The following is a 20488-nucleotide window of genomic DNA, read 5'->3' as shown; positions in this document are numbered from 1 at the left end:
GAAGGTGAGCATGACCCCTGCCAACGAGACCGCGGGTAAGCGCCCCGTTGTCGCTGACGACCTGTTGAAGCTGCGCTTCCTGATGGGCGCCGACCTCGCGCCGGACGGCCGGACCGTCGTGTACGCGCTCTCCAGGGCCGACACCGAGTCGAACACCGACCACGCCGACCTCTTCCTCCTGGACCGCCGGAGCAAGGCGTGCCGACGCCTCACGTACGCGGACACCGTGCATGTCGCGCCGGTGTTCTCCCCGGACGGACGGTGGATCGCCTTTCTCTCCGCCCGTGGCGGGGCCCCGCAGATCTTCGTGATGCCGGCGGACGGTGGCGAGGCGCGACAGCTCACCTCGCTCCCGCGCGGCGTCAGCGGCGGACCTGCCTGGTCCCCTGACGGCACGCACATCGCGTTCGCCGCGGGACCGCAGGGCGAGCCGCGCGACCCGGCCAAGCCGTACCGGGTCACACGTGCCGTGTGGCGGGCGGACGGCATCGGCGTTCTCGACGACGCCGGAACCGACATCTATGTGGTCGAGGTCGGCGTCGGTGAGCCACAGCGGCTCACCGACGACGCGGCGCTGAACTTCGAACCGGTGTGGACGTCCGACGGCACGAGCATCGCCTACCTCGCCTCCCACGACCCCGGCGCCGCCCCGATGACGATGCACTTGCGCATGGTCGGCCTGGACGGCGGCGTCAGCGAACTCGCACACGCCGGCCTGATCTCCAGCCATGCCGCGTGTCCCGACGGACGGATCGCGTACCTCATCGGCTACGAGCCGGGACGGCTCCCGGGCACCAAGGCGGAGCTGCGTGCGGTCGATCCCCGCACCGGCGCGCATGACCCGCGAACGACCGGGCTCGACGCCGGTGTCGGCGGCATCCTCCAGCCCGACATGCCGGCCGTGCAGATGTCGCTGGGACGACTGGTCGTGTCCGACGACGGCGCCCACGCCTACACGATGGTGCAGCGTGGCGGGGAGGGAGAGATCGTCAAGGTCGCGTTGTCCGGTCCGGAGTCGTACGAGCCGGTGGTGGCGGGCGAACGCGTCTGCGCGCCCGCATGCCTGCGCGGCGACACGTTGTTGTTCGCCGGTTTCGGCATGACGGAACCCGGCGACCTGTACACGTTCGACGTCGCGGCTCGACGTGAGGAACGGCTGACCGAGCTCAACGCCGCACTGCTGGCGGAACTCGATCTGCCGTCCGCCCGGCGGCTGGAGTTCGTGAGCGGCGACGGCGCCACCGTGGAGGGATGGTTCCTGCCGCCTCCCGACGGCGGCGACGCGCCGTACCCCACGTTGCTCGGCATCCACGGCGGTCCGCACACCGGCTGGGGTCACACCTTCAACTTCGACTTTCTGATGCTCGCGGGCGCCGGCTTCGGGGTTCTGTTCGTCAACCAGCGCGGCTCGACCGGGTACGGCGACGACTTCGCGACGACGGTCAACAACGACTACGGCAACCTCGACTACACGGATCTGATGAAGGGTGTCGACCACGCCGTCGAGCTGGGACTCGCCGACCCCGACCGGCTTGGAGTGTTCGGCATCTCGTGCGGCGGTTTCCTCACCGGATGGATCATCGGGCACACCGACAGGTTCAAGGCGGCCTGTCCCGAGAACCCGTTCTTCAACTGGTTCAGCATGTACGGCACGAGCGATACCGGCCTCTGGCAAGGGCCGACCGTGATGGGCGGCGCACCGCACGAACGCCGCGACGACTACGAACGGTGTTCACCGATCACCTACGCCCACCGCTGCACGACACCCACCCTGTTCCTGCAACACGAGGCCGACCACCGGTGTCCACCGGAACAGACCGAGCAGTACTACGCCATCCTCAAGGCGAACGGGGTGCCGGCCGAGATGCTGCGATTCCCCGGCACCTCCCATCACGGCTCCCTCGTCGGGCCCCCATCCCACCGTCTGGCTCAGAACGAGGCCCTGCTGGATTGGATGATCCGCTACGTCTAGTCCACCGTAGTCCGGACTTACTTGGACAAGGTAATGTTAACTCGGCCAAGTAATAGAGGATTCGTGGCAGAGCTCCGGGTTGGTCGGTGCGCCAGGGAGACAGGTCGGCGCGAGCGGCTCCATCGCCCGGCTGATCCTCCAGTGAACGGAACCGGACCGTCGATCAGATCTGCGCGGCCTTCTCCGAGATCCCGGCGGCGTCGATGCGGCAAGCGTCGACGCCGTCATCGACGAGCTGATCGCCGGCGACGGCCCGAGCATCCGGGCCGGCTGATCAACGACAGGAGCAATGTGCCGAAAAGAACGAGCCTGCTCGCCACCACCCTCGTGGCGATGGCGACGTTGTCGACCGCGCCGATGGCCGGGGTGGGCAACGCGGCCGTAGCCGGAGAGGGCGTCACGGATGCCGTCGGCAAACGCGGCATCACGTGGAAGCCGTGCGAGGAGGAGCCCACCGTCGAGTGCGGCAAGCTGACCGTGCCGATCGACTGGTCGAAGCCGGACGGACCCACCGTCGACCTGGCCCTGGCCCGGCGCAGAACCACCGACCCCTCCGCGCGGATCGGGTCGTTGCTGACCAACCCAGGCGGCCCCGGCAACTCCGGCGTGAACGACATCCTTCGCCCTTCGGGGTTCAGTGAGGATGTGCAGCGGCGCTTCGACATCGTCAGCTACGACCCCCGGGGCGTCGCCCGCAGCGGAGCGGTGACCTGCTCGGCGTCGGTGTACAACAAGATCCCGTACGAGGTCATGACGAGCCAGGCCGACTACGACAAGTGGATCGCCTTCAACGAGGAGTTGCGCGCGGACTGCCGCAAGCTCACCGGCCCCCTGTACGACCACATCGACTCGGCCAACGTGGCCCGTGACATGGACGCCATCCGCGCCGCGCTCGGCGATGACAAGCTGACCTCGTACGGCGTCTCCTACGGCACGCTCGCCCAGCAGATGTACGCCGAGCTGTTCCCGAACCGGGTCCGGGCCATGGTGCTGGACAGCAACATGGACCACAGCCTGGACGCCAAGGCGTTCCAGGTCAGCGAGGCGGCCGCGGTCCAGGACGGCTTCGACGAGTTCGTCGCCTGGTGCAAGCGTGACACCGAATGCGTCCTGCACGGGCGCGACGTCCGGGCCCTGTGGAAGGGACTGCTGGCGAAGGCGGACCGCGGCGAGCTGTACTGGCCGGGCCACACCGACAAGCCGGTGAGCGCCCACAACCTCCTCTGGCTGGGCGTGGTGATGAACGAGGGGCCGGACTGGCCGATGGAGGCCAAGGTGTTGCTCGCCCTGGCCGGCGGGCCGGTGCCCGACGACATGCCGGGGCCTCCCGGCAACGGACCTGCCAGCGGTGAGCACGCCGAGTTCCCCACCGCGATCCTCTGCGAGGACTACAACCTCAAGCTGCGCAACTACAAGGCGTACGCCGACGTGATGCGCGGCGCGAACGCGGTGGCCCCGGACATGCGGTACAACCCGATGCCGATGGGCGACATGCCGCGATGCCAGGGTCACCCGGTCAACAACCCGCAGCACCGCCTGCGGTACAAGGGGAATGCTCCGTTGCTGGTCGGCGCCTCCAGGCACGACCCCTCCACGCCGTACGCGTGGTCGGCCAACGTGGCCCGCCAGCTCGGTCCCAAGGCCACGCTGCTCAGCTACGAGGGCTGGGGTCACGGCATCTACGGCAGGACCGACTGCACCACGGCGGCGATGGACAAGTACCTGATCTCCCTGAAAGTGCCCGCGAAGGGCACCCGCTGCCCGGGGGAAGAGCCCCAGGGCTGAGGCCGACCGAGGCGGGAGGCGTGCAACGGGGCAGACCATTGATCCTCTTACTTAGCAAAGGTAGAGTTAACTTGGACAAGTAAATTGGGCCACGGCGATCTCGGGCGCGAATCGGAGAGTCGCAAGAGGCCATGGAAAGAAGGAGTCTGCCTTGAACAACCACCCGCACGCTGAAGAGGTCGAGCAGGGTTCGGTGGGCGAGAAGAAGAAGATCTCCCTCCAGATCCGGCGCCTGGAGAAGATCGAAACCACCAGCGACCGCTCGCTCGACAGCTGATTCTTTGATTTCCGGCCGGCCAGGCCACGCCTGGCCGGCCTCTTCTCATAACGACGCCAAGCTGGAAGGTACGGATGCGACTCCCCCGAATCAAGCGTGTTCATCGGCCTCTGTCGTTGCCGGGGAACCGCATCGTCATCGGCTTGACGCAACAGGGAGTGTCATCCGAGATTCAGGACGGCGAGGACGGCGCCATCGCCCGGCTGATCGTCCTGATGAACGGAACCAGGACCGTCGACCAGATCTGCGCCGCCTTCGCCGAGACCCACGGCGACGTCGATGAGGAGAGCGTTCGCGCCGTCATCGACGACCTGATCGTCGGCGGCTTCGTCGAGGACGCCGGCGCCCCGGCCCCGGGCAACCTCACCCCGCGTGAGATCGAGCGCTACGAGCCGTCCCGCAACTTCTTCGCCTGGATTGACACCGTCCCGCGCAGTTCACCCTATGAGGCGCAGTCCAGAATCAAGGATGCCAAGGTGGGTCTGCTCGGCATCGGCGGCACCGGTTCGGCCGTGGCGGCGGGGCTGGTGTCCGGCGGGATCGGGGCGCTTCATGTCGCCGACTTCGACATCGTGGAGGAGCCCAACCTCACCCGGCAACTCCTCTACACCGAGGCCGACGTCGGCCGTCCCAAGGTCGAATCGGCCGTGGAGCGGTTGCGCCTGATGAACAGCTTCGTCGAGGTGACCGGCAGCACGTTCAAGGCGGGCGGCGCCGACGACATCGCCTCCCTCATGGACGACTGCGACGTGTTCGTCCTCTGCGCGGACGAGCCTCAGCCGGACATCGTGTTCTGGACGAACGAGGCGGCGCTGCGCACCCGGACGCCGTGGTTCGCCAGTTTCTACACAGGGCCGATGGCAGTGGTCGCCTCCATGATCCCTGGTGAGACCGGCTGCTGGGCGTGCCTGCGCCGGCAGGAGGACCAGCACGAGATCAAGGCGCACGGAAGCCCGCTCACCGAAGGGCGACCCAATGCCGTGAACGCAGCCAGCGCCAACATCAGCGGCCATCTCTGCGCACTGGACGTCCTCTACCATCTCGGTGGCATGGCCCCCAGGTCCGCGGGCGGATGTACCACTGGAACGTCGCCCTGTGGGACCACTTCTACTTCATCGACATCCCGCGTGACGACGACTGTCCCACCTGCGGCTCCACGGTTTCGTGAGCGTCGTCACCGCCGAGAGCCACGTCCGGTTCCATCGGCTGCTCATCCGGCCGCACGACGACGACCCGCTCATCACCGTCGTCGGCAGACCGGAGATCGGGGAGTTCGTCGAGCTCCCGGCCGCGTACGGTGAGGCGATCTCGCTCATGGCCGACGGCATGTCCGTCGGCACCACCCGGCGGCGGATAACCGACGTCCACGACGCGGAGGTCGACCTCGCCGAGCTCGTGGAGGCCCTCTCCGAGCTCGGATTCGTCGCCTCCATCGACGGGACCCCGCTCCCGGACGCCGCCGCGAGCACGCCGCGCGGCCATTTCCGCCGGCTGTCGGAGCGTCACGTGGCCTGGCTCTTCAGCATGCCGATGAAGGCGCTGTGGCTCGTCGTCGTGGCCGCGGCCCTGCTCACCCTCACCGTGCGCAACGATCTGATCCCGACATACTCGGACTTCTTCTGGTCCGACTATGTCGGCCTCACGGTACTGGTCAACACGGCCATGATGTCGGCCTCCATCAGCGTGCACGAGTTGATGCACCTCACCGCGGCCCGGTCACTCGGAGCCCCGGGCCGCATCGGCTTCGGCACCCGCCTGCACAATCTCGTCGTGCAGACGGACGTCACGGGAGTGTGGGGGCTGCCCCGGCGCTCCCGCTACCGCGTCTACCTGGCCGGGCTCGCCTGGGACGTCATGGTGATGGCGTCCCTGATCCTGGTGATCGCCCACGTCCCGCTGGCCGACCGCGCGCAGGCGATCCTTCAGGCGCTCGTTCTCTCCGTCCTCATGGCGATCCCGTTCCAGTTCCAGGTCTACATGCGCACGGACCTCTACTACGTCCTGCGCGAGGTGCTGCGGGCACGCAATCTTTTCGAGGACGGGATCGCCTACGCGAAGTACCTCAGAACGCGGTGCCTGGACGCCCTGCTGCGCCGGCCTTCGGCGATCACCGACCCGACGGCCGGGCTGGCTCCTCATGCGCGACGGGCCACGCGCATCTACTCCGTCTTCCTGGTGATCGGGGCGACCATCGCCCTGGCCGCGTTCGCGCTGTTCACCGCCCCCATCGTGATCGGCGCCCTGGTGCGGGCCGTGCAGGGCATCGGCGGCGGATCCGCCCTCATGGCCCTGGACTCCGGTCTCTTCATCCTCGTCGAGGGCGGCATTCAGGTCCTCTTCATCGTGACCTTCGTCCGTACGCACCCCCACTGGTTCCGCCGGAGGAGCAGGGCGACGACGGGGCGGCGGGAAAAGCCGTTGCCGCCCGCCGAACGGCGCTGACAGGATCCGGGCCATGCCCTCCTTGTCCGCGCTTGACGGTGCCACACTCACTTATCACGTGCACGGTGCCGGATCGCCGCTGGTCTGCCTGCCCGGAGGGCCCATGTTGCCCTCGTCCTGCCTCGGTGAGCTCGGCGGCCTGTCCTCGCGCACGCGCCTCGTCATGCTGGACCTACGCGGCACCGGCGGGTCGGCGACGCCCGCGGACACCTCCGCCTACCGGTGCGACCGCCTCGTCGACGACGTGGAGGCCCTCCGCCTGCACCTCGGGCTCGACCGGATCGACGTGCTCGGCCACTCCGCCGGCGCCAACCTCGCCGTCCAGTACGCGGCCCGGCACCCCGAGCTCACCGGCCGGCTCGTTCTGGTCGCGCCCAGCACGCGGGCGGTCGGCATCGAGATCGCCGGCGAGTGGCGGCTCGAGACCGCGCGGCTCCGGGCCGGCGAGCCCTGGTTCTCCCGGGCGTACGCGGGGCTGCGGGCGGCCACGGCGGGCACGGCCACGCCGGACGACTGGGAGGCCGTCACGCCGCTGACCTACGGCCGGTGGGACGTCGCCGCCCAGGCCCACCACGCCTCCGACGAGGAGCAGCGCAACGAGGAGGCGGCGGCCGCGTTCGGCGCCGAGGGGGCGTTCGACCCCGCCGCCACCCGTACGGCGCTGGCCGCCTTCGGCGGTCCCGTCCTGCTGCTCGCGGGGGAGGTCGACGTGGCCGCTCCGCTGCCCGCCATGACGGAGTACGCCGCCCTGTTCCGCGACGCCACGCTCACCGTCCAGCCCGGCGCGGGCCACTTCCCGTGGCTCGACGACGCGTCCCGCTTCGTGACCACCGTCGCCACCTTCCTCACCTGACGCCCACCCCACGACCGCCCCGGCACCCGCCGCGCATTCCCTCCGATGGAGCATGATGGAGGGAGGGACAGGTACGTAACGGCGGTCATGTCCTGACTGAGCCCCCAACAACGCGATAAGCGCGGGTGTAGCCTGCAGTGGTCCCTCTAGGGCCGCCGTCTGGTTGAGGAGTTGCGGATGCCGACCCGTGTCGCCGGGAACCGCCGCAAATCAACCCGTCGATGGGACATGTTCGCCCGTGGCCGGACCACCCTGGACGCTCTCGAACGCCTCATCGGCGGCATGGGCACGGGGGTCCTGGCAATGCTCTCGCTCATGTTGCTGGGCGCCACCGCGCTCATGTCCCTGGTCGGCGTGGGGCTGCTGATGGCGCCCGCCGCGCTGCGCGCCCTGCGCGCGGTCGCGAACCGGGAGCGCTCCCGCCTGGGCGACTGGGGCCAGGGGTTCATCAGCCCCGAGCCGGTGCCCGACGGGCTGCGCGCCGCGCTCGCCGACCGTACCGTGCGCAGGGAGCTCGCGTGGGTGGTCACGCATGCCTCCTTCGGGGTGTTCCTCGGCATACTCAGCACGACCCTGCCCGTCAAGGCGGTGCAGGACGTCACGTTCTGGGCGTGGTGGCGGCTGGTGCCGCCGGAGGAGGCGTCCGACGCCGGGCTGGGGCTCTGGACCGTGGACGACGGGCCGAGCGCCCTCGCCATCGCGCTGGTGGCCCCGGTGTGGATCGCGCTCACCATGATCTTTTCGCCGCTGATGGCGTGGTTGCAGGCCTGGCCGGGACGCCGCCTGCTGGCCCTCGACGCCGACGCCGACCTCAGCGTACGCGTGGCGCACCTGACCGCGACCCGCTCGGCCGCGCTGGACGCGCACGCCACCGAGCTGCGGCGGATCGAACGGTCGCTGCACGACGGCACACAGAACCGGCTCGTCGCCGTCAACGTGCTGGTGGGCGCTGCCCGCCGGGCCGTGGCGCGCAATCCTGCCGCCGCCGAGGACATCCTCGGCCAGGCCCAGGACGCGGCCGAGCAGGCGCTCACCGAGTTGCGCGGGGTGGTGCGCAGCATCCTGCCGCCGGTGCTGGCGGAGCGGTCGCTGGCCGATGCCCTCGACGGCCTGGTCGCGACCTTCCCGCTGCCGTGCACGATCGAGGCCGACATCCCCGTCAGGTGCGCCATGTCCGTCGAGGCCACGGCCTACTTCGTGGTGGCCGAGGCGCTCACCAACATCGCCAAGCACAGCGGGGCGCGGCGGGCGTGCGTCCGGGTGCGCCGCCACGACGACCGGCTGCAGGTCGAGGTGATCGACGACGGGAAGGGCGGGGCGGGCGAGAACAGCGGGTCGGGGATCGGCGGCATCAGGCGCCGTACGGAGGCGCACGGCGGCACGTTCGCGCTCGACAGCCCACCGGGCGGGCCCACCACCCTCAGGGTCGGCCTGCCCTGCGGGACCTGAGCCGCTGGCAGGTCAGCCGCGCAGCCGCTTGCCGATGGCGCGTCTGACGGTGCCGGCCAGGGTGGTACGCATCTCGCGCTGGGCCTTCTGGGCCGTGTAGAGCTCGCGGCGCAACGTACCGACCTCGCGGCGCAGCTCCACGGTGCTCTTGCGCCAGCGCGCCGCCTCGTCCCGCCACTTGGAGACCTGCGCACGCAGCCGTTCGGACTCCTTCGCCAGGCGGGCCACCTCGTCCTTCGCCTGGATCCTGGCCTTGTACGCGCTGCGCCGCCCGACCGGCTGGGCCGGCTCGCGGGTGAAGGCGTGCTGGTCGCCGTCGACCCGCTGAACGCCCGCGACGGCCGCCACGGCGTCGTCGAGCGGCTCCCCGGGCCGGGCGACGAGCCGGGCACGGGCGAACGAGGACACGCGCTCCAGCCTGGCCACCTCGCCGGCCGGCTCGTCGAGCACCACCTCGACCAGGCCGAGCCCCTCGGTCCTGGCCAGGTCGAGCAGCACGGCCAGGCTGTCCTCGCCGGGCGTCCAGCCCGCGGGCAGGCGCAACACGAACGGGACCCGCGGGTCGACCTCTTCCGCGGTCGCCAGGCGCACCCGGCTCTCGTGCTCGTAGTGGCCGTGGACCAGGACCAGATCGAGGTCGGGGTCCTTGAGCGGGGCGCGGCGGTCGGGGTCGAGCGTGTCCCACGGGCCGACCACGACGACGGTCAGGTCCACCACCGTCGAGGCGAGCAGGGCGTCCACGCCGGCGCGCACGACTTCGTACCCGGCCGTGCCGTCGATGACGGCGGTCACGTACGGCACCTGCCAGCCGCGTGTCGGGTGCGTGCGCAGCCACTGGTAGGCCGGGATGCGGTCGGCGACGAACGCGTGGCTGACCCGGTCGATGCTCTTCTGCTGCCGCATCCGCATGGTCGGGCCGAGGTGGTAGGCGCGGGCCCGCGGCTCGGGGATGAACACCGCTCCGGCCTGGTAGAGGCGGAAGCCCATCTCGGTGTCCTGGCCGACGATGAGGTCGTCGTCCATGGGCCCCGCCACCCGGACGAGGCCGGCGTTGACGGAGGTGGCGCCACCGACGTGCAGGCTGAACGGGCGCGGCGAGTGGGTGGTGAGGCCCTCGGTGCGCTCCACCAGGTCGACGAGCCAGGCGTGCGGCGCGGCCGGCTCGAACGCCGCCTCCAGGTCGTCGGGCAGTTCCTCGGGCAGCGGCGCCTCGGTGAACCTGATGTAGCTCGTCACCGAGAGGTAGGGGGCGGTGTGGTGCCAGCGCATGTGCGCCTCGATCGCGCCGGGCGTGAGCACCACGTCGGAGTCGAGCCAGAAGATCACCTCGCCGGTGGCCTCGGCGAGCCCGGTGTTGCGGGCGCAGGCCCGGCCGGGCTTGTCACAGACGACCAGCCGGGCGGCCGTGCCTCCTGGCAGGCGCAGCGGGGGCGAGGTGCCGTTGTCGACGACGATGATCTCGGTCAGCGCGGACGGGTACGTCTGCCGCGCCAACCCCTGTAACGCCAGGTCGAGTTTGTCCTGGGCGCCGTAGGCGGGGATGACCACGCTGACCCGCAGCTCGGGGGTGAACTGCTCGGGCGGCTGCAGAACGCGGTAGTCGTTGCCGCGTACGCGCCGTACACCACCGTCCGGCGACAGATCATCCGGGCGGTGCGGAAGACCGGGACGATTGTCGGACATGCGCCTGGTGCTCCTCTGACAGTCGGCTCGGGGTGGGCGAACGGCGCTTTACATTACGCCACCTTCCTGGCGAAACCCATGGGTCAGAATGCCATTGCGCCACATTGGCCCAGTTCATCCCTGCCAGCAAGCTCACAGGAATTCCGCTCCGACATTGATGAGCCACGTCACGCTCCGCCCGGGGCAGAGCCTCCCGTCACGGACCTCACGGCCTCTTCGGTACGCCCGATCACGGCGCTCCCGTCGTCGGCCGTGATGATCGGCCGCTGGATCAGCACGGGGTTCGCGGCCAGCGCGCCGATCCAGCGGTCACGGTCGCCCGGCTCGCGCGACCAGGTGTCCATGCCGAGCCGGGCGGCGACGGGCTCGCCCGTACGGGTGATGTCCCACGGTTCGAGGCCGAGTCTGGCCAGGACGTCGCGGAGTTCGTCCTCCGTCGGGGGATCGTCGAGATAGCGGCGCACGGTGTAGTCGGCGGCCTCGGCGTCCAGGATCGACAGCGCCGAGCGGCACTTGGAACAGCCGGGATTGATCCAGATCTCCATGGCCTGATGATCCCTCACAGGCCGTCGGGTCGTCAGCGGCGGGGCACCGGGAGCAGCGCGAGGTGCTCACTGGTCACGAGGTCGAACCTCAGCGCCAGCGACACCAGCGCGTGGCGCTGCCAGTCGGCCTTTCCGTCGCTGCCCTGCGGGCTCTTGACGTGCAGTTTCTTCTCCGCGAGATAGCCGATGTGAAAGCCGACGGCGGTGCGGCTCAGGCCCAGGTCGGGGAGCCGCTCGGCGATCTCGGGGATGGTCGGGATGCGCGAGGTGGACGGGTCGCGCAGGCGCGGCTCGCACAGCGCCACGAGGATGCGGAAGTATTTGGCGTTCTGGTCGAGGGGGTAGGCGACCTGGGTGGCCGCGCCGCCGTCGGCGCCTCCCGGCGGCACGTGCACGTGCTGCGGCGCGAACACGAGGAACGACACCGTGCCGTCGACCGCGGGCAGGCTCACCCGGGAGAACTCGAACGAGATCGGCGCCCCGACGCGCCCCGGCTGCACCTTCACGAACTCCCCGCCGCCCTCGGGGTTCTCCACGACGTACGTCTTCGACGTGCTGAGGTTGGACAGCAGCCAGTAGTCCCCCACCGCGACGATCTTGCCGGCGCGGCGGGAGACCGCGGGGTCGCCCAGCACGATGTCCACCGGCGAGCCGGGGGTGCCGCGGCCGAAGAACGCCTGCTCACCTGGTGCGAGCTCCAGGGAGTAGGGGCGGTCGTCAGTCGGCGTGGCCGCCATCTGGATCAGGATCGTGCTGTGCATCGGGGGGACCTTACTCGCGTTCGGAGTGGGGTGTCGAGGTCACTGAGGGAGCTGCTTGCCGCCCGGCCCGCTGCAGGTGTGCAGGCCGGCGTCGGGTTCGTTGTTCCCGCCCCCGCGGAAGTAGACCTCGTTCACGTAGCCCCACTTGTTGTTGTCGGCCATGGTGGCCGCCCACCAGAAGTTCTGGTAGCGGCCCAGGGTGTGGCGGGCGCCGACCTTCTCGCACAGGTACCAGTCGTTGCCCGAGGGGTTGATGTACCCGACGATCGTGCCCTTCCTCGGCGACTTGTAGACCGGGATGCTCCCGCTCGGCGACCAGTCAGGGCAGTTGTGCACCTTGTAGGTGCCGTGCCTGTACGCCTTGCCGCAAGGCTGTCCGTCTCCGGCAGCCTGCGCGGCGGGTGCGACGGCGGCCAGGAGGCCCAGGGCGAAGGCCCCCGCGATCGCGGCGCGTCGAATCATCACGGTGGTTTCCTCCCCGTTTCGGTGTTGCAACCCGATCCTGGGCTCCACCTGGCGAGCGAGTAAACCTGGTAGCTGCGAGGGAACGTGGACGAACCCCGTACTCATCGGCCATGATGAGCCGAATGACGGCTCCATCCCACGCAGGCCGCTACCGGATCGAGCAGATCATCGGCGTCGGGGGCTTCGCCTCCGTGCATCTGGCCCACGACGACGAGTTGCGCTCGCCGGTGGCCGTCAAGATCCTGGCGGACAACTGGGCCCGCAAGACCGACGTGCGCGAGCGCTTCCTCCAGGAGGCCCGCCTGCTGCGCAGGGCCGACTCCCACCTGCTGGTGCAGGTCTTCGACATCGGCGAACTCGACGACGGCCGGCCCTACTTCGTGATGACGTACGCCGACCGCGGCACCCTGGCCGAGCGCCTGGCCAGCCGCCCGCTCCCCGTGGAGGAAGCGCTCGGCCTGATGCGCGACATCTGCCAGGGTGTGGCCGTGCTCCACAGCATCGGGGTCGTCCACCGCGATCTGAAGCCGTCGAACGTGTTGTTCTGCTCCCGTCCCGAGGGCGGCGAGCGGGTGATGGTGGCCGACCTCGGCATCGCGCGCTCGACCGACCATTTGAGCGGGCTGACGCTGCCCGCGGGCTCACCCGGCTACCAGGCGCCCGAGCAGCTCTACTTCGACGGGGCGCCGGACGCCCGCGCCGACGTGCACGGGCTCGGCGCGCTGGCGTACCACATGTTCACCGGGAAGGTGCCCGGCAAGCCCGAGCACCGCGTGCCGCCGAGCGCGCTGAACCCCGAGGTGCCGGAGGTGGTCGACGTCGCGGTGATGCGGGCGATCGAGCCCGGCAGGGAGGCCCGCTGGCCCGACGCCGCCGCGTTCGCCGCGGCCCTGACGTCGTCCATCGTCCCGGAGGCCGCTCCCCCGCCCGCTCCGCATGACGACGCGCGCGTTCCGCCGCCCGAGGAGCCGGACGAGGACGGAACCTCGCCGTCCGAGCCGCGCCGTCGCCCAGGGCTACGTACGGTGATCGTCGCCGGCAGCGGAGTCGTCGTCGTGGCCGCCGCGGCAGCGACGGCCATGGCGCTGACCTCGTCACCGCCCGTGGATCGGCCGCCCGGGACCGGCACGACGACACCCCCGCCGCCCACGAACGTCTGGACCGCCGCTTACCTGCGCGCCGACTCCGACATCCCCGACGAATACCGCGAGCTGATCGTGCAAGCCGGCACGTACTGCGAGCTGCCGGGCCTGAGCCCGGCCCTGATCGCCGCGATGCTGAAGGCTGAGTCCGGCTACGACCCCGACCTCTCCGACAAGGCCAACGACGAGTACGGCATCGCCAGGTGGACCCCCGAAGTGTTGTGGCACTGGCAGCCGGGCGGCCTCCAGCGTCCCAAGCCCTCGCCGCCGTTCAGCCCCGAGCTGTCGATCGTCTCCATAGGGCGGTTCATGTGCCGTCTGGGCCCCCAGGTCACGAAACTTCCCGGCGATCCCGCGCTGAAGCTGGCCGCCCTCTACCGCAGCGGCGTCAACCCGCTGAAGGAGGCGAAGGGCGTGCCGCCGCAGTGGCGTGACTACACCGCCAAGGTGGCCCGCTACATGCGCGACTACCAGCCCGCCTGAGGCTCCGGCCGGAGCCGACGATCTTAGGCCGACGTTACGCGCTGCTTTCTAGGGTGACGCCCGAAAGAGTTCTCGGGAGTGCACATGTCACAGCGGAAGGCGAAGCGCAGGCGTGCCGCCATGCGGCGCGAGGAGGCCAGGCGACGGGAGCGCGCCAGGCGGCTGAGACGCAGGATCGCGTACGCGACGGCCGCCGTCGTGGCGGTGGCGTCCGTCACGACCGGGGTGCTGGCGTACGTCACCATGGACCGGCCGGCCAAGAGCCCTCCGGCGGCGGGACCCTCGGCGTCCTCCTCCGCCGGAGCCCCCATGCCCACCACGTCGGCCACTCCTTCCCCTGAGCCGTCCTGAGCCGCGCACGGCGTTCAGGGGGTGGCGGCGGGCAGCGGCGCCCCGCTCTGCCCGCTTGGGGGCCCGCTTGGGGGCCCGCTTGGGGGCCCGCTTGGGGGCCCGCTTGGGGGCACGCTCGGCGGCGCCGCGGGCGGGCCGGTGGCCGTGCTCGGCGCCCGCACGACCTGGGACGGCGGCGGCGCCTGCCGTTGGCCGGCGGTGAGGATGACCAGCACGCACAACCCGGTCAGCACGACCACGGTGAGGAACACGCACACGACCTCGTACGGGGACACCTGGCAGGCGAAGCGCTGGGGGCCCTGGCCGCAGGGGGCCGCGTTGAGTTCGTCGATACGGTGCGCGAACGGAGGGTCCTCCCGGCGGAGCTCCTGCTCCAACTCGGCCAGGGCCCTGCGCTCCCAGTCCGACAGGCTCATGGCCGGCTACCGGGCCGGCCGCTGGTCGCCGGGCGTGAACCTCATCACATCGCTCTCCCTCGTCCTGCCGGGGGGAACGTTCCTGCGCATCGTCCTGGGCGGCGCGATGCTGGTCAGCCGCCCGTGCTCCTACCCCGGACATTCATCACGAATCACCCGTTACCGAGGCAAGCCAATTCCCTTGCCATGTTTACGCCCTAAGGCCCAGGGCATGCCCGTTCTCGCCCGGCCCTGAGAGCGCTCGCCGGCCCCGTACCGGCAGAAAGGAGTGGCGTGACCGTCCCGCATCGTCCACGCGAGGAATTCCGCGGGCACACCGCCTGCACGCCTCCGGCCACCGGACAACTCTTCGAGATCGTCGTCCTGGACACCACAGGAGACGACGGCCGCACGCGCTGGAGCACGGTCGGCTGGGGCGTGAACCGGGCCGACGCAGACGCGATCGCCAGGACGTACCTGACGCGGCAGCTCTGCCCGTACGAGGCGGTCCAGATCCGGCACAACGGACGGTTGCTGGCCGAGCACCGGCGCTAGCCTCACGAGCACGCCCCAGCGGTGACGCTGGGTCTTCCGGTCATGCCTCGGTGTATTGCCGTCATATCAATCTTCGTATGCCTTGAGCGACATTGATGTCGCCATGCGTACCTCCAATCGGCAGATTCCGGTTATCGGGAGGTACGTAATGCACCGCAGAGTCGCCCTGCTCTCCGCCGCCGCGCTCGTGGCCGGCGTCCTGGCGCCCGCGGGGGCCGCGCAGGCCGGCGCCAGGAGCGGCCCTGACCGCGACGGGCCCGTCAGATGGTCGGCCACGGACTCGTGGTCGGAACGCAGGACCGTCTCGCAGTACTGGACCCGGAAGCGCATGCTGGCGGCGCAGCCGCTGTCGTCGCCCGCGCCCCGGCGCACCGCCCGGTCGGAACAGCCTTCCCTGGGCAACCCGTGGTCGGCGCGCGGCACCACCACCCGCACCCGCGGCTCGTGGACCACGCGTGGTTCCTCCACCACCCCGTCCCGCGGCGCCCCGTGGTCGGTCACCGCCACCTCGGCCGTCGAACGGCAGGCCGCGGTGCCCAACAGCCCCGGCCTGCAGTGGACCGACGGCGGCGCCGTGGTGCGCACCACGGGCCGGGTCTTCTTCACCACCGCCGACGGCCAGAACTCCTCCTGCTCAGGCACGGCGGTGACCAGCACGAACGAGAGCGTGGTGATGACCGCGGGGCACTGCGTGAAGCTGAACGGCCAGTTCCACCGCAACTGGGCGTTCGTGCCGGCGTTCGACGACGGGCAGCGGCCGTTCGGCACCTGGGTGGCCAGCAGGTTGCTGACGACCCAGCAGTGGAACGCCCGCGAGGACATCAACTTCGACGTCGGCGCCGCCGTGGTGGCGCCGCTGCAGAACCGGACGCTGACCGACGTCGTCGGCGGGCAAGGGGTGGCGTTCAACCAGCCGAGGATCCGGCAGATGTTCTCCTTCGGCTACCCGGCCGCGGAGCCGTTCGACGGCTCGGAGCTGATCTACTGCAGCGGACGTTCGTTCGACGACACCGTGCAGACGCGGGACCTCGGGCTGCGCTGCAACATGACCGGCGGGGCCAGCGGCGGCCCGTGGTTCCAGGGGTTCGACGAGTCCACGGGGGAGGGCTGGCTGAATTCCGTCAACAGCTTCAAGTACAACTTCGCGCCGGACTTCATGTTCGGCCCGTTCTTCGGGAACGAGGCGATGGCCGTCTACCGCGCCGCCCAGAACACCAACGCGCTTTGACGGCCTTCCCGGCCTGGATCCGCTCCGGATCCGGGCCGGAAACGGCGTGCGTAGATCTTTTCCGCTCATCTTCATGTACCGGACAGGGGCGTTTATACTTTTTTAATGCGTTTCGTCCTGTTTGTCATGATTTTCGCTGCATTGATCATGAGCCCCTCAGCGCCGGCAGCGGCCATCACCAACGGCGTCGCCGACGGAAACGCACACCCCGAGGTGGGCGCGCTCATCGCGAAGAAGGCGCACCCCGACGGTTCATGGGCCTACTGCACCGGCACGCTCATCTCGCCCACCGTCTTCCTCACCGCCGCCCACTGCGCGGAGCCCGGCCAGAAGACCGTCCGGGTCACCTTCGCCGACCGCTACCGTCCGGGGAGCACGTACTACACCGGGCGTTACGTGCCGGACCCCCGGTTCAAGGACGAGTCGGCGCTGCACGACATGGCCGTGGTGCTGTTCGACGAACGCATCCCGGGCATCAAGCCCGCCCGGCTCCCCAGCGAGGGAATGCTCGATCGGCTGGAAGCCGAGGGCGACCTGCAGAAGGCGTCCTTCACCCCGGTCGGCTACGGCTCACTGAACCCCACCAGGAAGAAGCGCGAAACCCGTTTCAACTACCCGGACACCCGCCACCAGGCCGCCATCTCCTTCAAGGACCTCTCACGCCGGTGGCTCGATCTGTCGCTGCAGTCGGAGAGCGACGGCAGCACGTGCTTCGGCGACTCCGGCGGCCCCAACTTCCTGGGCGGCTCCGAGTCGCACCTGCTCGTCGCCACCTCGATCAGCGGGGCCGACGACGCATGCACGGGCACCAACTACGACTACCGCCTGGACACCCCCTCGGCCCGCGACTTCCTCGACGACTACGTCACGCTCCCCTGACCTGCGGGCCCCTGACTTGCCCGACCGCCTACCACAGGTCCGCCAGCACCTGCCGCTGGTATGCCGTGAGCGGCGGCCTGCCCGCGTCCCGGGCCGCCCGCGCGGCACGTTCCCTGTCCCCCATCCGCCTCAGCGCCCGCGCGCACAGGTAGGCCACCAGCCCCTGGTCACGCCCCGCGACCAGCGCCACCTCCAGCTCGGCGGCGGCCTCCTCGGCCCGGTCCAGCTCGGCCAGCGCCAGGGCCCTGGCCGCGATGGTGGCCGGCTCCTCCGGCTGCCGCACCCGGTCGAGATCGCGCAGCGCCTGAACGGGCCTGCCGAGGTCGGCCAGGATCTCACCCCTCGCCTGCAACGCCACGGGCGTGTCACCGTCGGCGGCGAGCACGCCGTGGAGGATGGGCAGCGCGGCCCTCGGGTCGCCCGCGTGCCACACGGTCATCGCCAGCTCCACGCGCACCGTCAGGTCGTTCGGCACCCGCCCCACCGCCGACTGCAGCTCGTCGACGGCCTCGTACGCGCGGCCCTGGTAGAGGATCACCCGGCCCGCCGCCGCGAGCAGCCGGCCCACCGCCGCCGTGTCACCCAGCCGCTCGTACACCTGGCTGGCCTGCTTGTAACAGGACTCGGCGGCGGCCCAGTCGCCTCGCTCGTAGGCCAGGTTGCCGAGGAAGGACTCGATCTCCGCCCGTGTGCGCGGCTCGTCCTGCCCGCACGTCAACTTGGCCTTCGTGGCGTGCGTCTCCGCCAGGGTGAGGTCGCCGTCCGCCAGTACCTGCTCCGCCACGCGCAGGTACTCGGCGGCGCTGACGGCCGCCTGGCCCTCCCCCGGTCCGGCCGTCGAGCCGCCGCGCGCCCGCTGGACCGGCTGGACCAGCCCGTCGTGCTGCAGCTCGCACCAGCGCGAGCCCGAGCGCACCTCCACCCTGAGCACGTGCCGGTCGACCAGGGCCTTCACCACCGTGTTCGGCATGCCCGCGGTCTGGGTCTCGCCCTCGTACGCGGTCCCGCGGGTGCCGAGCTCCGTGATGAACGTCTCCCGCAACCACGTGGTCAGCTCGTCGACGGAGATGTCGTGGTCGTGCGCGGTCTCGGCGAGAGCCCGGTCGAGGAAGTCGCCCAGCGAACGGTCGACGTCGGCGTGCCGCTCCACGTACTCGGGGGTGATGATGCGCAGGTCCTCAGGGCACGAGCGCCACAACGAGGAGCAGACGATCTGCAGCGTGACCGGCTCCACGGTGTCGACCTCGTACGACGTCGTGCCGTTCACGCCCTGCAATCTGACCGTGCGCAACTCCCTGACCAGCACCTCGGCGGCCCGCGGCGCGTAGGAGCGCCCCGTTCGCACGAGCGGCCGGCGGACCGCGACGAGCGCCTCCTCCTCGGTCAGCGGCGCCAGGGCGAACTCCGCGGCGTTGCCCCCGCCGCTCAGCCGCTCCCTGTGGGCCATGAGCCTGGCGAGGTAGTCCTCCTTGATCGACAGGAGCAGGCGCAGGTCCTGGTTGTCGTCGAGGGCGTCGGCCAGCTGGGCGATGAACGGGTCGCGGAAGGCCTGGCGGTGCGGGAAGTCGAAGAACAGCTCCTCCGCCTGGTCGATGGCCGCGAGGATGGGGACGGGGTCACCGTACTTGTCGGTGCGGGGACCGCGGCGCCGCAGGAACTGACGGACGGTGAGCCCCGACAGCCGCGTCAGCGACTCGCCGGGCGACCACGACGACAGCAGCGCCACGGTGAACGGGTTACGTTCGGAGAGCGCTGCCATCGGGAAGGCGGATCCGTGCGACAGCCGGCCGATCGGCAGCACGTCCACGCGCTGGGCCGTCAGCTCGTGCAGCACCCCTGCCTCCAGCACGGACGTCTTGCCGACGCCCGAGGGGCCGTGCAACATCGTCAGCCGGTGCGACTGCCACAACACGGAGATCGCGTAGGCCGTCTGGTCGCGGCCGAAGAACCGTTCGTGGTCCTCGCTCGTGTAGGAGCGCAGCCCGACGTACGGCTCGCTCTCGTGGCCGCCGGTCACGAGAGCGGCCCCATCCGCTGCTCCAGTTCCTGGCAGAACTGGCGGGGGGTGCCCCAGAAGACGGAGACCTCCCAGCCGTCGAAATATCGGTCGAGATAGGACTTGGCGCGTAACTCCGCTCCCGGCTTCACGTCCTCGCCCAGCGGCGCGAGCTGGACGCTGACGTGGCGCCGGCGGCCGATGGCCGGGTAGCGCCGGATGAGGCCGTGGAACAGCACCCGGAAGGTCCATTCGTGAAGGGAGTAGCCGAGAAGGAGCAGGGGCCTGTTCGCCAGCGCGTCGAGGATGATCGGGGGGATGACGTGCCGGTTGTTCTGTGCCCGCGCGGTCGTCATGTGCACCAGGAACTCGATGTGGTCGTCCTCGGTCAGCACGATGGACGACGGGACGCGCGTGCTGCCGTGGAGATGGTAGACGACCGGCCGGCTGGGGTCCGGGCGCATTCCCGCGCCGCGCTCGAACAAATCCCGGTCGTACGGCACGCCCTCGTGCCATGGGCATATCGCCGCGCTGGGCTTCTTTCCCGAGCCACGCAGCGCCCGGGAAAGAAAGTCGTCGTAATTGGTGGTCAGGAACACCGGAATGGGAAACCGGGCGATGCCGGCGTGAATTTCACCTGGGGCCGTGAAGTCGGGTGGGCCCATCGCGGCGAGCTCGCGGCCGAGCCGCTGCTTCAGCGTGGCGGCGTCGCCGAGCAGGTTGCGGGCGTACTGCATCACCCGGGCCAGGTCTGCGTCGTCGGCGAACGGATAGTCGTAGCGGGCCGCCCACGTGCGGCTCAGCTCGGCGTTCGTCAGGAGGGTGCCCTCGCCGGCTCCCGAGCCGATGAACGGCGTGCAGTCACCGGTGCGGAGCTGGTCGATCAGCCGGGCCCAGTCGGAGTCCTTCATCGGATCGCCTTCTCCTGGCACGTCGGTGGCGGCGTGGAGTGAGGTGCGACCCTATTGTCAACTACCGCTTGCGACCCCGTCGATGCTCTGGCTGAACCCGGCGATCGGGCCCATCGCGTCTTCGCCCGCCTGCAGCAACGCGCGCAGCGCGTGGCTCAGGGCCGACTCGTTCAGGCCGTCGAGGTCGGCGAGTGTCAGGCCGCCCACGTCGACCAGCCCAGTTTCGGCCGATTCGTCACTCATTCGAACCCCTACGACGCTTTCCCGGTACACAGAGCAGCACGCTTGAGTTTACGGCAAGTACCGACCGGTCGGT

At 70.2% G+C, this 20488-nt stretch carries 19 protein-coding genes; 11 read left to right on the top strand and 8 right to left on the bottom strand.

Annotation, left to right across the window (positions count from 1 at the left end; all coding sequences use genetic code 11):
• Nucleotides 1-10: 10 nt before the first annotated feature.
• From GUY59_RS03355 to GUY59_RS03335, 6 genes are all read left to right on the top strand, one after another.
• Nucleotides 11-1972 (top strand): S9 family peptidase, encoded by a 1962-nt coding sequence (locus GUY59_RS03355; protein WP_236666801.1) that lies wholly within the window; start codon nucleotides 11-13, stop codon nucleotides 1970-1972.
• A gap of 291 nt (nucleotides 1973-2263) precedes the next feature.
• Nucleotides 2264-3757 carry an alpha/beta fold hydrolase gene (locus tag GUY59_RS03350; RefSeq protein ID WP_161714362.1) on the top strand — a complete coding sequence of 498 codons (1494 nt, stop codon included), beginning with the start codon at nucleotides 2264-2266 and terminating at the stop codon, nucleotides 3755-3757.
• A 151-nt stretch (nucleotides 3758-3908) separates the two neighbouring features.
• Complete coding sequence (locus GUY59_RS49775) at nucleotides 3909-4034, top strand: hypothetical protein (RefSeq protein WP_269128690.1); 126 nt, start codon at nucleotides 3909-3911, stop codon at nucleotides 4032-4034.
• 158 nt (nucleotides 4035-4192) lie between these two features.
• Nucleotides 4193-5335: a HesA/MoeB/ThiF family protein gene (locus tag GUY59_RS03345; protein ID WP_161714361.1), complete on the top strand. Its 1143-nt coding sequence runs from the start codon at nucleotides 4193-4195 to the stop codon at nucleotides 5333-5335.
• A gap of 1199 nt (nucleotides 5336-6534) precedes the next feature.
• Nucleotides 6535-7329 carry an alpha/beta fold hydrolase gene (locus GUY59_RS03340; protein WP_252375272.1) on the top strand — a complete coding sequence of 265 codons (795 nt, stop codon included), beginning with the start codon at nucleotides 6535-6537 and terminating at the stop codon, nucleotides 7327-7329.
• Nucleotides 7330-7506: 177 nt separating this feature from the next.
• On the top strand, nucleotides 7507-8778 hold the full coding sequence (locus GUY59_RS03335) for a sensor histidine kinase (protein WP_161714360.1): 1272 nt from the start codon (nucleotides 7507-7509) through the stop codon (nucleotides 8776-8778).
• A gap of 12 nt (nucleotides 8779-8790) precedes the next feature.
• Here the strand turns inward: GUY59_RS03335 and GUY59_RS03330 are convergent, their stop codons facing one another.
• The 4 genes from GUY59_RS03330 to GUY59_RS03315 all read right to left on the bottom strand — a co-directional run bounded on the left by GUY59_RS03330 (nucleotide 8791) and on the right by GUY59_RS03315 (nucleotide 12232).
• The gene (locus GUY59_RS03330) at nucleotides 8791-10461 is read right to left on the bottom strand and encodes a glycosyltransferase family 2 protein (protein ID WP_138202285.1); all 1671 of its coding nucleotides are present in this window, start codon (nucleotides 10459-10461) and stop codon (nucleotides 8791-8793) included.
• Nucleotides 10462-10628: 167 nt separating this feature from the next.
• Nucleotides 10629-11006 carry an arsenate reductase family protein gene (locus GUY59_RS03325; protein ID WP_138202284.1) on the bottom strand — a complete coding sequence of 126 codons (378 nt, stop codon included), beginning with the start codon at nucleotides 11004-11006 and terminating at the stop codon, nucleotides 10629-10631.
• Between the two features lie 32 nt (nucleotides 11007-11038).
• On the bottom strand, nucleotides 11039-11767 hold the full coding sequence (locus GUY59_RS03320) for an FHA domain-containing protein (protein WP_201760454.1): 729 nt from the start codon (nucleotides 11765-11767) through the stop codon (nucleotides 11039-11041).
• Nucleotides 11768-11806: 39 nt separating this feature from the next.
• A complete protein-coding gene (locus GUY59_RS03315) occupies nucleotides 11807-12232 on the bottom strand; it encodes a hypothetical protein (protein ID WP_138202283.1) in 426 nt (141 codons plus the stop codon).
• A 122-nt stretch (nucleotides 12233-12354) separates the two neighbouring features.
• On the opposite strand from GUY59_RS03315, the gene GUY59_RS03310 reads away from it, so the two are divergent.
• Entirely contained in the window at nucleotides 12355-13857 is a 1503-nt protein-coding gene (locus tag GUY59_RS03310; RefSeq protein ID WP_161714359.1) for a serine/threonine-protein kinase, read from the top strand.
• Nucleotides 13858-13941: 84 nt separating this feature from the next.
• Complete coding sequence (locus tag GUY59_RS03305; RefSeq protein WP_138202281.1) at nucleotides 13942-14208, top strand: hypothetical protein; 267 nt, start codon at nucleotides 13942-13944, stop codon at nucleotides 14206-14208.
• A 14-nt stretch (nucleotides 14209-14222) separates the two neighbouring features.
• Here GUY59_RS03305 and GUY59_RS03300 read toward each other — a convergent pair whose 3' ends face one another.
• Nucleotides 14223-14624, bottom strand: a complete 402-nt coding sequence (locus GUY59_RS03300) for a DUF3040 domain-containing protein (protein ID WP_161714358.1) — start codon at nucleotides 14622-14624, stop codon at nucleotides 14223-14225.
• A 273-nt stretch (nucleotides 14625-14897) separates the two neighbouring features.
• Here GUY59_RS03300 and GUY59_RS03295 point away from each other — a divergent pair, with 273 nt between their 5' ends.
• The 3 genes from GUY59_RS03295 (at nucleotide 14898) to GUY59_RS03285 (ending at nucleotide 17265) form a co-directional block, all read left to right on the top strand.
• On the top strand, nucleotides 14898-15158 hold the full coding sequence (locus tag GUY59_RS03295; protein ID WP_138202279.1) for a hypothetical protein: 261 nt from the start codon (nucleotides 14898-14900) through the stop codon (nucleotides 15156-15158).
• A 148-nt stretch (nucleotides 15159-15306) separates the two neighbouring features.
• Nucleotides 15307-16386 (top strand): trypsin-like serine peptidase, encoded by a 1080-nt coding sequence (locus GUY59_RS03290; protein ID WP_138202278.1) that lies wholly within the window; start codon nucleotides 15307-15309, stop codon nucleotides 16384-16386.
• 147 nt (nucleotides 16387-16533) lie between these two features.
• Entirely contained in the window at nucleotides 16534-17265 is a 732-nt protein-coding gene (locus GUY59_RS03285; RefSeq protein WP_161714357.1) for a S1 family peptidase, read from the top strand.
• 28 nt (nucleotides 17266-17293) lie between these two features.
• Here the strand turns inward: GUY59_RS03285 and GUY59_RS03280 are convergent, their stop codons facing one another.
• The 3 genes from GUY59_RS03280 to fxsA are packed head-to-tail and all read right to left on the bottom strand — an operon-like array spanning nucleotide 17294 to nucleotide 20415.
• Nucleotides 17294-19282: an nSTAND1 domain-containing NTPase gene (locus GUY59_RS03280; protein WP_138202276.1), complete on the bottom strand. Its 1989-nt coding sequence runs from the start codon at nucleotides 19280-19282 to the stop codon at nucleotides 17294-17296.
• Nucleotides 19279-20172: an SIR2 family NAD-dependent protein deacylase gene (locus GUY59_RS03275; RefSeq protein WP_138202275.1), complete on the bottom strand. Its 894-nt coding sequence runs from the start codon at nucleotides 20170-20172 to the stop codon at nucleotides 19279-19281. The genes GUY59_RS03280 and GUY59_RS03275 overlap by 4 nt, the downstream gene beginning before the upstream one ends.
• Nucleotides 20173-20229: 57 nt before the next feature.
• Nucleotides 20230-20415 carry an FxSxx-COOH cyclophane-containing RiPP peptide gene (gene fxsA / locus GUY59_RS03270; RefSeq protein WP_132334917.1) on the bottom strand — a complete coding sequence of 62 codons (186 nt, stop codon included), beginning with the start codon at nucleotides 20413-20415 and terminating at the stop codon, nucleotides 20230-20232.
• Nucleotides 20416-20488 lie beyond the last annotated feature (73 nt).

The organism is Nonomuraea sp. K271 (assembly GCF_009908215.1).
GTDB classification, from domain to species: Bacteria; Actinomycetota; Actinomycetes; order Streptosporangiales; family Streptosporangiaceae; genus Nonomuraea; species Nonomuraea longispora.
Note: the sequence above shows the minus strand (reverse complement) of the source record. Positions and strands in the feature narration are given on the sequence as shown.